This is a genomic window from Mesoterricola sediminis, assembly GCF_030295425.1.
Classification (GTDB): domain Bacteria; phylum Acidobacteriota; class Holophagae; order Holophagales; family Holophagaceae; genus Mesoterricola; species Mesoterricola sediminis.
Genome location: NZ_AP027081.1, coordinates 3,004,521 through 3,021,412, shown reverse-complemented (window position 1 = coordinate 3,021,412; position 16,892 = coordinate 3,004,521). Strand labels below are relative to the sequence as shown.

10 protein-coding genes are annotated in these 16,892 nt (G+C 72.4%); 4 read left to right on the top strand and 6 right to left on the bottom strand.

Annotation, left to right across the window (positions count from 1 at the left end; translation table 11 throughout):
- Positions 1-210: 210 nt before the first annotated feature.
- Both R2J75_RS13230 and R2J75_RS13225 read left to right on the top strand, forming a co-directional pair.
- Positions 211-4,011: an immunoglobulin domain-containing protein gene (locus R2J75_RS13230; protein ID WP_316410359.1), complete on the top strand. Its 3,801-nt coding sequence runs from the start codon at positions 211-213 to the stop codon at positions 4,009-4,011.
- Between the two features lie 79 nt (positions 4,012-4,090).
- Positions 4,091-4,372, top strand: coding sequence for a DUF2164 domain-containing protein (locus R2J75_RS13225; RefSeq protein WP_243332826.1), 282 nt, complete (start codon positions 4,091-4,093; stop codon positions 4,370-4,372).
- Between the two features lie 760 nt (positions 4,373-5,132).
- On the opposite strand, the gene R2J75_RS13220 is transcribed toward R2J75_RS13225, so the two are convergent.
- Genes R2J75_RS13220 through R2J75_RS13210 form a run of 3 tightly spaced genes read right to left on the bottom strand, consistent with a single transcriptional unit; the run spans position 5,133 to position 10,776 of the window.
- Positions 5,133-5,687: a hypothetical protein gene (locus R2J75_RS13220; RefSeq protein WP_316410358.1), complete on the bottom strand. Its 555-nt coding sequence runs from the start codon at positions 5,685-5,687 to the stop codon at positions 5,133-5,135.
- Complete coding sequence (locus tag R2J75_RS13215; protein WP_316410357.1) at positions 5,687-8,290, bottom strand: response regulator; 2,604 nt, start codon at positions 8,288-8,290, stop codon at positions 5,687-5,689. Before R2J75_RS13215 ends, R2J75_RS13220 begins: the two co-directional genes overlap by 1 nt.
- A complete protein-coding gene (locus R2J75_RS13210; protein WP_316410356.1) occupies positions 8,287-10,776 on the bottom strand; it encodes a PhnD/SsuA/transferrin family substrate-binding protein in 2,490 nt (829 codons plus the stop codon). The genes R2J75_RS13215 and R2J75_RS13210 overlap by 4 nt, the downstream gene beginning before the upstream one ends.
- 252 nt (positions 10,777-11,028) lie before the next feature.
- On the opposite strand from R2J75_RS13210, the gene R2J75_RS13205 reads away from it, so the two are divergent.
- Entirely contained in the window at positions 11,029-13,092 is a 2,064-nt protein-coding gene (locus tag R2J75_RS13205) for a hybrid sensor histidine kinase/response regulator (protein ID WP_243332835.1), read from the top strand.
- 46 nt (positions 13,093-13,138) lie between these two features.
- Positions 13,139-13,522 carry a hypothetical protein gene (locus R2J75_RS13200; RefSeq protein ID WP_243332837.1) on the top strand — a complete coding sequence of 128 codons (384 nt, stop codon included), beginning with the start codon at positions 13,139-13,141 and terminating at the stop codon, positions 13,520-13,522.
- A gap of 13 nt (positions 13,523-13,535) precedes the next feature.
- Here the strand turns inward: R2J75_RS13200 and R2J75_RS13195 are convergent, their stop codons facing one another.
- From R2J75_RS13195 to R2J75_RS13185, 3 genes are all read right to left on the bottom strand, one after another.
- A complete protein-coding gene (locus R2J75_RS13195) occupies positions 13,536-14,459 on the bottom strand; it encodes a tetratricopeptide repeat protein (protein ID WP_243346269.1) in 924 nt (307 codons plus the stop codon).
- Positions 14,460-14,466: 7 nt separating this feature from the next.
- Entirely contained in the window at positions 14,467-16,335 is a 1,869-nt protein-coding gene (locus R2J75_RS13190; RefSeq protein ID WP_243332861.1) for a nuclease-related domain-containing DEAD/DEAH box helicase, read from the bottom strand.
- Positions 16,336-16,401: 66 nt separating this feature from the next.
- Positions 16,402-16,737, bottom strand: coding sequence for a hypothetical protein (locus R2J75_RS13185; protein WP_316410355.1), 336 nt, complete (start codon positions 16,735-16,737; stop codon positions 16,402-16,404).
- Between the last annotated feature and the right edge of the window lie 155 nt (positions 16,738-16,892).

Below are 16,892 nucleotides of genomic sequence, written 5' to 3'. Positions count from 1 at the left end.
GGCCAAGCCGACGATTGAACGGATCTGAGAAGTTCAATCAAGTTACAGGTTTGTCGCAGGCCTTTACGGGAAATTGCTAGGCAGCTTGTCCGGTGTTTGTTAATTTTTTATCTATCCGGATCACCGCAAAACTGACCCACCTGGGGTCGAGGAGCTGCCATGAACATCCGCAGGGCGCCAGCGCGCCCAGCCCGCCTGTTGCATCACGCGTTGAGCGCGCTCGCCCTCGCAACCGTCTCCGCCCTCTCGGTGGTGACGGTGGCCTGCAGTTCGAGTTCCAACGAGGCGTCCACGGGCGCCAGTGTGAAACCCGCCATCCTCGCCCAGCCGGCGAGCATTTCCGTCCAGAAGGGCAAGGGCTTCGCCCTGTCGGTCTCGGCCACGGGCAAGCCGGCCGTGGCCTTCCAGTGGACCAAGGACGGCGCCGCCCTCGCCGGGGCGACCCAGGCCACGTACACCGTGGCCGCCGCCGCCGCTTCGGACGCCGGTTCGTACGCGGTCCAGGTGTCCAACAGTGCCGGGTCGGTCACCAGTGATGCCGCCAAGGTCACCGTCATCGACGGCCCGGCCATCACCACCCAGCCCACCGGCACGACGGTGGAAGCCGGCCAGCCGGTTTCCCTGACGGTCGCCGCCAGCGGCACCACCCCCCTCACCTACCAGTGGGCCAAGGACGGGACCGCCGTCGCCGGCGCCACCTCGGCCACCTTCACCCTCGCCGCCGCCGCCGTCTCCGACGCCGGCAGCTACACGGTGACGGTCTCCAACCTGCTGGGCTCGACGACGAGCCAGGCTGCCGTCGTCCAGGTGCTGCCCGCCCTCGGCGCGGCCGCCCTCGCCAACCAGAGCGTCACCGACGGCGCCCCGGCCTCCTTCACGGTCGTGGCCGCCGGCGGCAAGGCCCCCTACGCCTACCAGTGGTTCCGGGGCACCACCGCCCTCACCGGCGCCACCGCGGCCACCTATGCGATCCCGGCCACCGTCTACGGCACGGATAACGGCGCCCAGTTCTCCTGCACGGTGACCGACGCCCTCAACCGCACCGTCACCACGAACGCGGCGACCCTGACCGTGGTCCCCGTCGCCCCGGTGTTCACCACCCAGCCGGCCACCACGACGGTTTCCGTCGGCCAGCAGGTGACCCTGACGGCCGCCGCCACCGGCACCGCGCCCATCACCTACCAGTGGTTCCTGGGCGGCAACGCCGTCGCCGGCGCCACCTCCCCCACCTACACGATCGCCAGCGCCGCCGTGGCCCACGCGGGCACGTACACCGTCAAGGCGACCAACCCCGCGACGACCGTCACCAGCGCCGCCGCCGTCCTGACGGTCAACCCGGCCCTCACCGTGTCCGCCCCGGCCAGCCAGAGCGTGACCGACGGCGCCACCGCCACCTTCTCCGTGACGGCCACGGGCGTCGCGCCCCTCACCTACCAGTGGTACCAGAACGGCACGATCCTCGCCGGCGCCAACGCGGCCTCCTACACCACGGCCGCGACCGTCTGGGCCACTGACAACGGCGCCCAGTTCACCTGCGTGGTGGGCGACGCCCTGACCCGGACGGTGACCAGCGCCGCGGCGACCCTCGTGGTCGTCCCCATTGCGCCGGCCATCGGCACCCAGCCCGTCTCCCAGACCGTGGACGAGGGCACGTCCGTGTCCTTCACCGTGACCGCCACGGGCACCGCGCCCCTGTCCTACCAGTGGTACAACGGCGCCACCGCCATCACCGGCGCCACCTCCGCCACCTACACCCTCGCCACGCCCGCCGTTGCGGACGCCGGCAGCCTCACCGTCGTCGTCACCAATGGTGCCGGCCAGACGGTCACCAGCAGTGCCGCGATCCTCACGGTCAACGCCGTGCCGACCCCCGTCATCACGGTCCAGCCGGCCGCCAACACGGTGGTCACGGCCCCCGACGGCGCCACCTTCTCGGTGACGGCCACCGGCAACGGGCTCAGCTACCAGTGGTACAAGAACAGCGCCGTGATCACGGGCGCCACCAGCGCCACCTACACGGTGACCGCGACCGACCTGTCCGCCACCGCCGACCAGTACTTCGTCAAGGTCAGCAATGCCGCGGGCCACGTGGACAGCAACACCGCCACGCTGGCGGTCGCGCCGCCCAAGCCGGTCTACGCGGGCGATCCCACCTCCGCGACGCCGGGCACCTACACGGTGTGGTCCTCCTTCTACACCACCGCCCCCGCCGACACGACCCTCGGATCGTTCCGCTTCGGCTACGACACCGCGAAGCTGAACCCGCTCTTCTCCGCCGCGTGCTTCTTCCCCTCCGTCCAGGTCTCCAACGCCTCCCGGCCCGGGACCTACCCCGATGACACCCGCGTCCCCGGCAGCCTCACCTCCAGCGACTACTCCAACACCGGCTGGAGCCGCGGCCACCAGACGGGCTTCGCGGACCTGCGCGACCACTACGGCACGGAGGCCGGCCAGTCCTCGATGTACATGACCAACATGTGTCCCCAGGACCAGCCCTTCAACGGCGGCCCCTGGCAGACCTTCGAGGACCTGGTCACCACGGCCCTCCCCGCCGCCTACGGCCGCGTCTGGGTCTACACCGGGCCCATCTTCGGGGAGCAGATCGTTCCCCCGATCGGCACCAAGAACATCCCCGTTCCCAACGCCTTCTACAAGATCATGGTGCGTGAGACGGCTCCGGGCGTGCCCGTGGTCCTGGCCACGATCCTGCCCAACAGCAGCACCATCGACAAGCCCTACGCGGACATGACCGACAAGGATTTCTGGAAGTTCACCACCACGGTGGACCGCGTCCAGGAGCTGACGGGCCTGACCTTCTTCCCCGCGCCGGCGACGGCGCTGCCCGCCGGGTTCACCTCCACGGTGGACGTGACCAACTGGGGTTCCTATTTCCGGCAGGGTCCCAACAAGCCCAACGTCCACATGATCCAGCCCAGCTGGGACACGGAGTACCGGCACCAGCACAACTCCAACAACACCTGGACGACCATCGACACCACCACGGCCCTGACGGGCGCCACGGTCACGTTCAAGGCCCTGGCCGCCCCCGATCCGGATCCCATCGCTTCCGTCGAGTGGGACTTCAATGACGGGACGAAGGCTTCCACGGCCAACGCCACCCACGCCTTCGCGGCGGCCGGCGACTACAAGGTCTCCTTCACCGCCACGGACAACGCGGGTCACACCAGCACCATCACCCGGGTCGTGACCATCAAGGACCCCGTGAACTATCCCCCGGCCTTCAACCCGACCACCCTCTACAACATCACGGTGCCCTACGGGACGACGACCGCCAAGCAGACCTTCACCTTCACCGATGACGCCACGGCCGCCAACCTCATCACGGTCAGCGCCACCTCCGACAACCAGGCCCTGGTGACCGACGCCGGCATCTCCAAGACCTGGAACACGACCCTCACCAAGTGGGTCCTGACCGTCAACCTCGTCGGCGGCCAGTCCGGCACGGCCACCATCACGGTCACCGGCACCGACGCCGGCGGGAAGGCCACCAGCACGACCTTCACCGTGACGGTCCTGCCTTCCGGCGCGCACGTCTTCTACGAGACGTTCGAGACGGGCACCAAGGCCAGCTACACGGCCGGCACCGTGACCTGCAGCGCCGGCGACTGGACCATGACCGACGCCCTCATCGGCACCTCGGCCTCGGACCCCATGATCGGCCTCCAGTCCGTGCGGATCCGCAACGCCACCACCGCGCCTTCCGGCAAGCTCACCATGAAGGCCGACTACGCCTACGGCGCCCAGACGGTGACCGTGATGAGCGCCCGCTACGGCTCCAACACCCTGGGGACCTGGGCCCTCTTCTACTCCACGGATGCCGGCGCCACCTGGACCCAGGCCGGTTCCATCGTGGCCCCCGCCTCCACCACCCTGGTCCCGTCCACGTTCACCATCAACGTGAACCAGCCCATCCGCTTCGAGATCCGCAAGATGGACGCCAACAAGGACGAGCGCGTGAACATCGACGACTTCCGGATCAACGGCTACTGAGCCCCGGCCCGCTGCATGGAAGCACCCCCCGCAAGGGGGGTGCTTTTTTTCGTCCTATGCTGGGGAGCGGAGGTCGACCATGGACATCACCCTCGGCAAGGACCAGGAGCGCGAACTCACCGGCTCCATCCGGCGCTACCTGGAGGAGGCCTTCGGGGAGGAGGTGGGGGACCTGAAGGCCGAGGGGTTCCTGCGCTTCGTGCTCCACGAGGTGGGGCCGCACGTGTACAACCGGGCCATCGCGGACGCCCGCGACCACCTGGAGGCGCAGGTGGCGGACCTGGAGAACGTCTGCTTCGCCGAGGAGCGGAGCTGGTGGGCCCAGGGCCGGGGCGTGACGCGGCGGCCCGGCCGGGGCTGATCCGCGCCTGGGCCCCGCTGGACGCCCTCCGGCGGGAGTGGGAACCGGCGATCCATCGAGGGGATCCCCGCACCGGATGCCCCGGGAGCCCCCCTGCGTCCCGGCCTCACCTTCGGCCTTGCCCTCGCGCCGCCTTGGATCCTGGCCCTCGCCCCGGCCTGCGGGCCCAAGGCCGCGTCCGCCTCACCCGATTTTCCGACCCACTCGAAAGATCACTACCGATTACAGCGAATAGCTCCACAGCCAGCACGACGCCGGCCATTTGGGAGTATCGAGGCGAGGGTCAGGGCGAGGGAGCAGAGGCAGCATCCCAGGCATCCCCGTCCATCTCCGTGCATCCCCGGCGAATGAAATCGCAGGGATGGGACGGCGCAATCGGGTAACGGATGCGCCGCCCCATCCCGGCTGTATTTTCAACGGGGATAAAGGGGATGCACGGGGAGGCTTGGGATAAGTCCAGGGCCGCGGCCAGGTCCTTCCACCGCTCCCTGGGCAGGTCGAGGCTTCCAAGGTTCGTGATCAGGCGCTGCCAGGGTCCCGCTTCCGCCCGGTCGCTTTCAACCAGCTGATGATTGTTGAATGATGTGCCGACCTTGCCCTGGGAGGTCTGCACAGAACGAATGAACATGGACCCAACGCAGGCCTCAAACCCTTATGCCGCCCATCCAGCCGGCATGACGACTTTTCGACTTTTCGGATTTCGGGGCCACATCGACCCGACTTACCCGGTCCCAAAATCCGAGTTACTCGACTTACGGATTTATGAGACCGGGTGGGTCGGAAGGTTGGGCGAAGACGGCGACGTGGGGGCGGTGCCCGCCGGGGCCACCGTGGCCCTGGATCCCAACCGGGCGCAGAGGAGGCTGCCCGCGGCCGCCAGGGGCAGGCCCAGGAGGAGGAAGGCGGCCACGGCGGCGAGGGTTCCGCCGCTTTCCAGGCCGGCATTGAGGGCCCCGCCCAGGGCGAGGCCGATCCCGGCGAGGACGAGGGTGGCGGCGTGCGGCTTGCCGGCGCGCAGGGCCACGGCGACCCCGGCCGCGGCGCCGGCGGGGAGGGTCGCGGCGGCGCGGAGGCGCAGCCAGGGACCGCCCAGGGCCGGGCCCAGGGGGCCGAGGGGCTCCGACAGGAGGAGGGCGGCGGCGCCGAGGGCCAGCCCCGCCAGGGCGCCCGCGGCGAGGGCGGGCCCGAAGCGGCGCAGCATCCGGCCCCGGAGGCCGGCGTCCAGCAGCGCCGCGAGCCAGGGCGTGCCGCCGGAGGCCGAGCAGCCGCAGCCGCCGGAGCAGGAGGAGGTCTGGGAGGGCTCGTGGCAGGACATCAGCGGGCTTCCTGGGTGCGGCGTTGGGCGGCCCGGCGCATGAGAGGCGGCCGGATGGCTTGGGCGAGGGCCTGGAGGGTGTAGGGCTTCTGAAGGAAGCCGGCCACCCCGCGGCCGATGAATTCCTGGATGGACTCCTGCTCGTTGTAGCCCGAGCTGAGCACCACGGGCAGGTCCGGGGCCTCGGCGTGGATCGCCCGGAAGGCCTCCCGCCCGTCCATCTGGGGCATGGTCAGGTCCATGAGCACCAGGTCGAGGTGGTCCCGCTCCCGCCGGAAGAGCTCCAGGGCTTCGCGGCCGTTGTGGGCCACCCGGGTCTGGAGGCCCAGGGCGTCGAGCATGCCGGTGACGGCCAGGGTGATGATCTCCTCGTCGTCCACCAGGAGGACGGTGCCGGACAGGGGCGCCTCGGCCGGGGCCGCCGCCTCGCTGGAGCCGGCGACGACCCCCTGGGGGGTGGCCGGGAAGAAGACCTTGAAGGTGGTTCCGCGGCCGGGCTCGCTGTAGATCCGCATGCCGGCCCTGTGCCCCCGGAGGATGCCCTGGATGGCGGACAGGCCCAGGCCGTGCCCATTGGGCTTGGTGGTGAAGAAGGGGTCGAAGATCCGGGCCATCACCTCGGCCGTCATGCCGCAGCCCGTGTCCCCCACCTCGAGGATGACGAAGGGGCCCGGGGTCATCGCCTGCCCCTGGAGGACCTGGTCGAGGTAGGCGGTGTCGAGCGTCTGGAAGGCGGTGGTGACGCGGATGATGCCCTCCGCGTCCCCGATGGCGTCGGAGGCGTTGGTGACGAGGTTGAGGACCACCTGCTGGATCTGGGCCGCGTCCGCCTCGATGGGGGGGAGGCCGGGGGCCAGGTCCAGGCGGAGGGAGGCCTTCTTGGAGATGGAGACCTCCAGCAGGTGGGTCATCTCCCGGATCACCTGGTTCACGTCGTGGCTCTTGACCACGAACCGGCCCTTGCCGGAATAGGCCAGCATCTGCCGGGTCAGGTCGGAGGCGCGGTGGACGATGCGCTCCATGGCGTCCAGGTGGACCTGGGCCGGGGAGGCCGCGTCGAGCTTCACCTGGGCGAGGCTGAGGTGGCCGAGGACGGCGGTGAGGAGGTTGTTGAAGTCATGGGCGATGCCCCCCGCGAGCACGCCCAGGCTCTCCAGCTTCTGGGAGTGCTGGATGCGCCGCTCCATGGCGAGGCGCTCGTCCTCCACCAGCCGGCGCTGGAGTTCCGCGGAGGCTCGGGAGGAGAAGATCTTCAGGAGGGATTCCAGCTCGGCGGGATCCTGGATGGGGCGCCGGGTGGCCACGGCCAGGACGCCCTTCAGCCGGCCTTCGGCATCCTCCAGGGGCGCGCCCACGAAGCCTTCGGCCCCCATGTCCTGGAGCGGGGCGCTGCCGGGGAAGCGGGAGGCGACGCCGGCGGGGTACGTGCACAGGCCGCCGGGGGCGAGGCGTTCGCAGGGGGTTCCCGCCAGGGGATACTCGGTGCCCGGCGCCCCGCCCTCGCCGTGGCGGGCCAGGATCCGGAGCCAGGTGGCCCCGTCCCGGGTGAAGGTCTCCGAGACGTAGGTGAAGTCGGCGCCGGTGGCCCGGGCCAGGTAGGTGACCAGGTTCTGGAAGAAGGTCTCCCCGGTGGAGCTGGAGACCCCGCTGGCGACGTTGAAGATGATGCTCTCGGTGCGGCGCCGCTCGGCCAGCTCATGCTCCAGGCCGCGGTTCAGGGCGACGATGCGGCGGGTGGCGGCCTGGACCCTGCGCCGGAAGACCTGGACCGCGGCCAGGGCGGTGACCAGGAGGCCGCCGGCGGCCAGGAGGGCGGTGGGCACCCAGGACGGGAGCACGGCGCGGCTGGTGTGGGCGAACATCCAGCGGTCCACGGCGGCGTGGTACGTGGAGCCCCGGTCCGCCTTGCCCGCCTTCAGGTAGCGGTCCAGGGCGGCGAGGAGGTCGGCGTTCCGCCCGAGGGCGGTGGCGAAATAGAGGTCGAAGGGGGAGACCACGACGGGGGTGCGGATGACCTTGTAGCCGCCCTCCCGGGCGTACCCGAACGTGGACGGGGTGACCCCCGCGTCGAGGCGGCCCGCGGCCACGCCCTGGAGGATCTCCTCGAAGGAGTCCTCGGGCACGAAGGTGCAGGAGATCTTGAACCCGTCGCAGAGCTCGCGCACGTGGGCGCCGTTGACGTCGCCGGGGGTGATCCCCACGCGCTTCCCGGCCAGGTCGAGGATGGTCCCGATGTGGACGCCCGGATTGGCGTACACGAGGCTCCAGACCGTGAACGAGGCCTCCTGGCCGAAGGCGAGGTAGCGCTCCCGCTCCGGGGTCCGGGCCGCGCTGGTGATCAGGTCGACCTCCCCCTTCCGCACGCGGTCCAGGCCCTGGGCCCAGGTCCCGGGCACGTACTCGAGCTCCCAGCCCTCGCGGGCGGCCACCTCGGCCAGCATGTCCACGAAGAACCCCTTGGCGGCGCGATCGACGGGATCCTGGTAGATGGCCGGGACGTGGGTGAAGACGGCCACCTTCACGGGGCGCCCCGCGGCGCTGGCCGCGAGGGCCGCCGCCGCCAGGAGGAGGGCGCGGAGGCGGGAGGGGAACCCCCCGGTCACGGCGCGGGCTCCAGGGCGAGCAGGGCGGTGCGGAGGTCGGCCAGGGTGAAGGGCTTCTCCAGGAGGGTGACGTGGGCGCAGCCCCGCACCAGGTCCAGGGCGGTCTGGTCCGCCTTCCCCGTCGCCAGCAGGACGGGCAGCTTGGGCCACCGGGCGCGGAGGAGGGGCAGGGTCCGCGCCCCGCCCAGGCCCGGCATGTTCAGGTCCATGATCACCAGATCGGTGTCGGCCCCCGCCAGGGCCAGGGCCTCCTCGCCCCGGGCCGCGGAGGTGCAGGTGTGCCCGAGCGCGGCCACCAGGGCCTGGGTGGAAGCCAGGGCCAGCTCATCGTCGTCGACCACGAGCACGGACAAGGGACGGGCCGGCCCGCTTGCCTTGGCGGTGTCGCCCGCGGGGGCGGCCGGGATGCCGACGACGGCGGGGAAGCGCAGGACGACCCGGGTCCCGCGCCCCGGCTCGCTCCGGATGTCGAGGGTGCCCCGGTGCGCCTTGACGGTGCTGTAGACCATGGACAGGCCGAGGCCGGTTCCCTTGCCAGGCTCCTTCGTGGTGAAGAAGGGATCGAGGGCCCGTTCCAGGATCTCGGGGCCCATGCCGGCGCCGTCGTCCTCCACCTCGGCCTCCACGGTGGAGGGGCCGGCGTTCCGGGTGCGCAGGGTGAGGGTCCCGTCCGCGGGCAGGGCCTCCACGGCGTTGACGCACAGGTTCATGAGCGCGTTGGCGAGGGCCCCGGCCTCGCCCCGGATGGGGCGCAGCCCGGGGTCCAGCTCCATGCGGAGCCGCACCCGGGCGAGGGTGGTGCGCTCCAGGAGGCTGGCCTCCTCCTGGATGAGGGCGTTCAGGTCCAGCACGCGCTCCTCGGCGGGGTTCTGCCGGGCGAAGCGGAGCAGGCCCTTGACCAGCTTGCCGCCGCGCTCCGCGGCCTTGAGGATGGTCTCGAAGGCCTTGCGGGTGGGCGTGCCCTCGGGAGTCGTCTCCACATGGGCGGAGGCGAGGCCCATGATGGCCGCGAGGACATTGTTCATGTCATGGGCGACGCCGCCGGCCAGGACGCCCAGGCTCTCCATCTTCTGGGCCTGGTGCAGCTGGGCCTCCAGGGCGCGCCGCTCCCCTTCGGCCTTGCGCAGGCCGGTCACGTCCCGGGCGATGGCCAGGACGTGGGGCACCCCGTCCAGGTCCAGGATGCGCGCGGACACCACCCCCGTGAGGGGCTGGCCGTCCTTGGCGAGGAAGGTGGCCTCCTGGGCGTCCACGGCCCCGTCGCGCCGGAGCCGCTCCATGAAGGCCAGCAACTGGGTGGCGTCCGCCCAGGTCTGATAGTCCTTGCCGAAGCCCCGGCGCCCCACCAGGTCCTCCCGGGCGTGGCCGGTGGCGCGCAGGTAGCCCTGGTTCACGGCCACGCAGGTCCCGTCGTCGAGGCGGTGGATGCTGATGGGGTCCGGACTCATCTGGAAGGCGAGGGCGAAGAGCTCGCGGCTGGACCGGAGGCGCCGGTGGGCCAGGAGCAGGCGGATGCCCAGGACCGCGGCCGCCAGGAGGGAGACCGCCACCGCCAGGAAAGGCCAGCGGTACCGCGCCCACACGTCCGCGAAGGTGAAGGGGGGCGGGGCCTCGTAGGGCGGCAGCCGGAGCTCCCGGAGGATGCGCGCGACGGGCTCGTAGTCCGCGGGCACGGCGAAGCCCTGGATGCCCATGGCGTGGGCGGCGGGGTCGTCCTCGCCCAGGAGGAGGAGGGCGCCGGCCACCCGGCGCGCGACCTGCTCGTCGGCGTGGGGCAGGGCCGCGAAGGGCCATTCGGGGTAGAGCCGGGTGCTGAGGGCGACCGGATACGGCGTCGGCAGGGTCTGGAGGACCCGGATCCGGGCGGGATCCAGCCGGCCCTCCCGGGCCATGGCCTCCAGGGTGCCGGTGCGGACGAAACCCGCGTCGGCCCGGCCCTCCAGCACGGCCCGGACCACGTTGTCGTGGGGCATTCCGGTCACCACGAGCCGGTCCCGGTCGGGCAGCGGCAGGCCGGCCTGGCGCAGCTCGTAGGCCTGCATCTGGTACCCGCCCAGGGAGGCCAGGTCGGGAATGGCGATGGAGGCCTTCCGCAGGTCCTCGAGGCGGGTGTGGGCCGGATCGCCTGCACGGGTGAGGATGACGCCGCCGAAGGCGCTGACCCGCTGGCCGCTCTCCGTGGTGGCCAGGGTGGCCAGGGGGGACGTCAGGTGATGGTGGCTCCGGAGGAGGATGTAGTGCGCGGGGTTGGTGAGCACGAAGTCCACCCGGCGGCCGGCGATCGCGGCGTCCAGCTCCGGGTAGGTGAGGGTCTCCACCTGGATCTCCCGGCCCGGGAGGGCCCGGCCCAGCACGCCGGCCAGGGGGGCCCATTGGGCCTGGGCCTGGGGCTTGGGGCGGAAGGCGAGGATGCCGATCCGGACCGGAGGAGCGGCGGGCGCCGCCAGGCAGGTGGAGACCAGAAACAGGCAGGGGAGGAACTTCAAGGGGATCCTGGGGGGCCGCCCGGAGCGGGAAGCCCCCCAGGATATCAGTTGAAACAGGCGATTTGGATCACGGCCTGGCGATCGCGGTTTTTACCGGTCCGGGCTCCGCCCGGCGGCCTGGATTGCTTGGAAAACAAGGGCATTTTTAGGCCATCTCTCCCTCCGGTCGGCCCCCATCTGTGGCATGATCGGCCCCAACGATCCCTTATGACGCCGCCCCCCCCGGTCCTTCCAGCCCGTCCAGGTCCTCGCTTGCCGACTCCCGCGGGGGAAGATCCGTCCGGCCAACTGGGGGCCGAGGCCCTGGCGGCCTGGCGCGGCCAGCTCGTCGACCGCCTCCTCAAGGCGGGGGCGGTCCTGGGCCTCGCCACGTACCTGCCCTGCCTGTACTACGCCGTGCGGTACGGCCACGCCGCCGTCGCCGCGGGGGATACCCTGGCCCTGGCCTGGATCACCGCGGCGGCCTTCCATCCAGGCTGGTCGTACCGCGCCAAGGCGGGGGGCCTGCTGGCCATGGTCTACGGCGTGGCGGCGCTGCTCCTGGTGGAACTCGGCACCTTCGCCACGGGCCCCCTGTGGCTGGGCGTGGTCCCCGTCCTGGCCGCCCTCCTCTGGGGGCTCCGGGCCTCGGTGGCGTGCGGGATCCTGGCCGCGGCCACCTACGCCGCCGCGGGGGTGGCCGCGGCCCACGGCCTCCTCCCGTCGCCCGCGGCGCCCGCCTCGGGCGTGGCCTGGCTCATCATCGGGGTCAACGGCCTGTTCCTCGCCGCCCTGCTGTCCATGTCCGCCAGCTACCTCCTCAAGGGGCTGCTGCGGCGCGAGGAGCGGTTCGCGCGGGTCTTCCAGCTGTCCCCGGAAGCCATCGCCTTCAGCCGCCTCGCCGACGACCGGTTCCTGGATCTCAATCCGGCCTGGACCCGCACCTTCGGCTGGAGCCGGGAGGAGGCCCTGGGGCGCACCACGGAGGAGCTCGGCCTCTGGCCCGCCGGGGCGGACCGGGCCTCCCTGCGCGCGGAGGTGGAGGCCACGGGCGGGCTCGCGCCGCGGCGGCTGGAGCTGGTGCGCAAGGACGGGACGCTGGCGACCGCGATGCTCACCGCCCGCGCCGTGGACCTGGATGGCGGCCCCTGCCTCCTGGTGCTCTGCCAGGACCTCACGGCAGGGCTCGAGGCGGAGCGGGAACGGGAGCGGCTCCAGGCCGAGCTGCTCCACGCCCAGAAGCTGGAGAGCCTCGGCAGCCTCGCGGGGGGCGTCGCCCACGACATGAACAACATCCTGGCGTCCGTGGTCGCGGTGGCCTCCACCCTCCGGGAGGTGCGGGAGGGGGACGCGGCCATCACGCGGCCCCTGGACCTGCTGCTCTCGGCCGCGGAGCGGGGCCGGAAGCTCGTGCGGACCCTGACCGACTTCAGCCGGAAGGGCCTCGGCGACGCGCGGCCCGTGGACCTGAACGCCCTCGTGCGGACCCAGGCCGAGATCCTCCGGGGCACTTCCTTCGCCCGGGTCGCCGTGGTGGAGGCCCTGGACGCGGACCTGCAGCCGGTGGCGGGGGAGCCGGATTCCCTGGCCAACGCCCTCATGAACCTGTGCGTCAACGCCCTGGACGCCATGCCCGCCGGCGGGACGCTGACCCTGTCCACGGGGAAGGGCGCCGGGGGCGGCGCCTTCCTCGCCGTGGCCGACACCGGGAGCGGGATGCGGCCGGAGGTCCTGCGCCGGGCCATGGAACCGTTCTTCACGACCAAGCCCGCCGGCAAGGGCACCGGGCTCGGGCTCGCGGGCGTCTACGGCACCATGAAGGCCCACGGGGGCACCGTGGACCTGGAGAGCCGGGAAGGGGAGGGGACCCGGGTCACCCTCCGGTTCCCGGCCGCGGGTCCCCGGGAGGCTTCCGAGGGGCCCCGGGCCGAATCCCCGGCGGCCGACGGCGGCGCCGGCCTTCGGGTGCTGCTGGTGGACGACGATCCCATCATCCTCGATACCCTGCCGGCCATGCTCGCGCAGATCGGCCACGATTGCGCCTGGGTGAACGGGGGTCCCGAGGCCCTGGCCAAGCTGGACGCCGGCCTGGTACCCGACCTGGTGATCCTCGACAACAACATGCCGGGCATGGGCGGCGTCGAGACCCTGGCCGCCATCCGCAGCCGGCATCCCGTCCTGCCGGTGCTGATGGCCACCGGGTATGTGGAACCGGCCCTGGAGGTGGCCGCGGGGGAGGATCCCTTCGTGTGGCTCCAGGAGAAGCCGTTCACCCTGGCGGACATCCGGCGGAAAATCGGCGAGATCCGGGCGGCGGCCTCCGGCCGCCCGTGCTAAGATACCGGACAATTGGTCGGTAACAGCCTTTTTCAAGGAGAAGCCCATGCTGAAGGGATTCCGTCTGCCCCTCCTCGCCGCGGCCCTGGCCGTGGCCCCCGCCACCGCCCGCGCCGAGGACGACGCGGCCCTTCTCGCCCGGCTCGCCGGGAACTGGGTGGGCGAATGGGCCTTCGACGCCAATGTGAAGGGCAAGCTCACCGCCACCTTCACCGTGGACGGGACCAAGGTGAAGGGCAAGACGATGTGGTTCGCCACCGCCGTGGGCGACTTCGGCGACGAGGTCCAGCGCGCCAAGGTGAGCAAGGGCGTCATCCGGGTCACCGAGGCCACCATGGACTTCGAAGTGACGTTCTCCGAGGACGGCCTCTCCGGCACCTGGACCTCCCCCATGGCCACCGGCACGCTGAAGCTCAAGAAGCAGGAATAGCCCCCGGGCGGGATCAGCCCCGTCCGGGCCCCGCGGCGGTGCGTCCCCGGAGGTGCCCCAGGCGCACCTGGGCGCCGGGGTGGCCGAGGGCCGCGGCGCGGCGCAGCCACACCTCGCCCTCCGGGTCGCCGGTCTCGGCCAGGAGCCGCCCCAGCTCCCCCATGGCCTCCAGGTGGCCGCCTTCCGCGGCGCGGCGGAGCCAGCCCAGGGCCGCGGCCGGGTCCCGGCCCTCGCTGAGCAGGCCCATGCCCAGGCGGAAGCGGGCGTCGGCTTCGGCGTTGGGGCCGGCCTCCGGGCCCGGTTCCGGCGCGGGGGCCCGGGCGGGGCTGGGCCGGGCGAAGCGGCTGCAGCGCAGGGGAGCGGGTTCGGCCTCCCGGGCCTGGAGGGTCCAGGCCACGGACTTCTCCAGGTCCTCGGGCACCCCGTCGGCCGTTTCGTAGATCCGCGCCAGGGCCTCCATCGCGGGCCGGAAGCCGCCCTGGGCGCTCCGCTGGTACCACCGGAGGGCCACCCCGGGGTCCCGGGCGGGCCCGATGCCCCAGCCCAGCAGTTCGGCCAGCCGGAAGCAGGCCTCGGCGTGGCCGGCCTCCGCGGCCGCGCGGTAGTGGCGGGCGGCGCGGTCGCGGCTTCCCGGGCCGTGCCCGCCCTCCTCGTACCAGAGGCCCAGTTCGAAGTGGGCCTCCGGATGATCGTACCGGGCGGCCTCCTCCAGGCAGGGCACGCCCCGCTCGGGGTCCCCCTGGGCCAGGCCCCGGCGGTGCCATGTCGCGCCCGGGTTCCGGCCGAGGCGGGCGAGGACGCGCCAGGCGCCCCAGCGCAGCCGCCAGACGGGGTCGTCCGGGCCCGGGGCATGGCGGGTGCCCAGCACCGCGCCCGCGGCCAGGGCGGCGCCCGCGAGGAGGACCAGGGCCAGGGAGGGGTGGGGCAGGGGCGGCATGGGCGGCTCAGGCGGGATCGGCGTCGACGGTGGTGCCCCAGGTGCGGGCGGCGGTGAGGGCGCCCGCGAGCCGGGCCCGTTCCTCGGGCTTGAACCGGTAGGGAAGGCGGGGCACCGAAGGCACGACGGGCGGGGGAGGCGGGGGGGGCGGCGCGGCCGGGGCCTTGGGGCGGGCGGGCTCCGGCAGGGCCTTCTCCAGCACCACGAGCCGGTGGCGGGCCCGGGAATAGGCGGTGTAGGCCAGGCGGCCCGCGTCCGGCCGCGCGTACCGGGGCTGGAGGTAGATCACCACGTCCGCCTCCAGGCCCTTGAACAGGAAGACGCTGCCCATGCGGACCCGGCCGGCCTTCTCCCCCTGCCACCAGTCCGCTTCCGGGTTCACGGCCCAGGGCCCCAGGCGGTCCCCGTCGGCGATGCCCAGGGTCTCGGGCCGGTGGGGGCTGAGGATGAGCACGTCGTCGGGCCGCACCCCTTCCTCGTCCAGCCGGTGGAGCCAGCGCGCCACATCCGCCCGCCACCGGCCGGGGCCGCTCGGTTCCAGGAACACGGCCTGCTCCTCGGGGAGCAGGGCCGGCGCCTCCCAGCCGCAGGCGGGATAGGCGAGGCAGGCGGCACGGCGGATGGCCGGATGCTGGCGCAGGCTCAGGTCGAGGCGCCAGGGCTGGCCCAGGGTGTGGCGGCCGGCCCGGAACAGGCTCTGGGCCGGGTCTTCCAGGAGCAGCACCGGATCCCGGGCGGGGTCCTCGAGCAGGTTCAGGAGGGGGGCGATCCAGTGGGGTTCCAGGTCCTGGGCCTCGTCCACCACGAGGGCGCCGTAGCGCAGGCCGGGCAGGACCGCGCCGGGGACCAGGACCTCGGCGACGCCGCCGGGCAGCACCTCGTTGTACCAGGCGGTGGGCTCGCAGGGCGCCGGGAGGCGGTGGGCCGCGTCCAGGATGTTCCAGGCCAGGTCGTGGTAGGTGCTCACGTCCACCTTGCCGGCCGCGCAGAGGTCCTCCAGGGCGCACTGGGTGGCGTAGGTGAGGGCCTTGTTGAAGGCGACGACGAGGACCCTGCGCCCCTCCGCGACCCAGATGCGGGCGGCGTCGCGGGCCAGGAGGCTCTTGCCGGAGCCGGGGCCCCCCGTCAGGTGATAGCGGCCACGCGCGAAATTGTGGGCCAGGTGATCCAGGAGTCGCTGGGCCGTCTCGTCCTGGAGGCGGCCCTCCGCCGCCAGCAGGTCCGCCAGGGGGGGCGGCGGCGCCAGGCGGGGCAGCAGCGCTTCCAGGAGGCTGCGGAGCACGTCCGGGCGGACTCCGCACAGGCGGGCCTGCTCCCCCCGGGACCAGGCCTCCCAGTCGGCGCCCCCGGTGACGGCCGCCCGCAAGGCCAGGTAGGGGTTCCGCAGGCGCTCCCGGGTGAGGATGCGGCAGGCGGGCAGGTCCGGTCCCAGATCGGCGCCGGCCGGGAGCTGGAGGGCCGGCAGGGCCAGGACCCGCGTGATCCGGGGCACGAAGCCCAGGCCCGCGCGCTTCAGGTGCTGGAGCAGCAGCGCCTGCTGGGCCATGAGCTGGACGCCGGGCGGCTCGTCCATCACCTCGTCCACCCCCTGCCGGTTCCGCCGGACCCAGGTCTCCCCCTCCGGCCGCACGCCTTGGCCCTTCACCTCCACGATCACGAGGCCCAGGGTCGGGTGGATCACCAGGAAATCCAGTTCCCGGTCGCGGTTCGTCTCCGGATCCAGGATCTGGAGCCGCACGAACACGTGGGCCTCCGGCGGCAGGGTGCGCAGGGCGGCCAGCACCTCCTGCTCCGCGCCCTGGGTGGGCGGAATGCGGGCAGGATCGGGGTGGAGCACGGGCACGGCGACCTCGGGGCGATGCTCCGAGGATGGCATCAACCGGCCGGTCCTCAAAGGGGACGCCCCCGCGCCGGGCCGCGGCCCGGCGCGGGGGGGATGGGTCTACCAGCGGAAGCCGCCCCGGAAGACCACGCCGGTCTCCCCCCTTTGGCGGGTGGCGCCCGCGCTCCAGGTGCCGTGGTCGCCCCAGGCGCCACCCACCTGGATTCCGCCGGCGGTGCGGCCTCCCTGGCGGCTGACGCTTCCACCCAGGGAGATGCCGTTGGGGAACCGGTGCGTGTAGTCGATCGATCCGAAGACCGCCCTGCCGGGGCCCTGGTTGATCGTGGTGGTGATTTCATGGGCGGGGCCCTGGCCGCCCCGGACGCCGGCCAGGGCGTCAGGATCAAGCGTCCTGGGGGCGTGGGGGCACAGGGGGGCTGCGTGCTTGAAGGTCATGGTTTCCTCCGTGGGAAAAAGGGGTTCTGGAAGGGCCCGGGCTGGGATCAACGTCGGCGCGGGGGGATCCCCGTCAAGGAACCTTTTGGAGGTTTGTCGTAAGTCATAGCGTGGGCTGAAGGTCCCTATTTCATGGGCTGTTCAGACCTTTTTAG

What these genes read in the sequence shown, in the direction of transcription:
- R2J75_RS13185 (WP_316410355.1), bottom strand. Translation starts at nt 16,737, where the DNA reads ATGACCTTCAAGCACGCAGCCCCCCTGTGCCCCCACGCCCCCAGGACG.
- R2J75_RS13200 (WP_243332837.1), top strand. Translation starts at nt 13,139, where the DNA reads ATGCTGAAGGGATTCCGTCTGCCCCTCCTCGCCGCGGCCCTGGCCGTG.
- R2J75_RS13225 (WP_243332826.1), top strand. Translation starts at nt 4,091, where the DNA reads ATGGACATCACCCTCGGCAAGGACCAGGAGCGCGAACTCACCGGCTCC.
- R2J75_RS13195 (WP_243346269.1), bottom strand. Translation starts at nt 14,459, where the DNA reads ATGCCGCCCCTGCCCCACCCCTCCCTGGCCCTGGTCCTCCTCGCGGGC.
- R2J75_RS13220 (WP_316410358.1), bottom strand. Translation starts at nt 5,687, where the DNA reads ATGTCCTGCCACGAGCCCTCCCAGACCTCCTCCTGCTCCGGCGGCTGC.
- R2J75_RS13190 (WP_243332861.1), bottom strand. Translation starts at nt 16,335, where the DNA reads ATGCCATCCTCGGAGCATCGCCCCGAGGTCGCCGTGCCCGTGCTCCAC.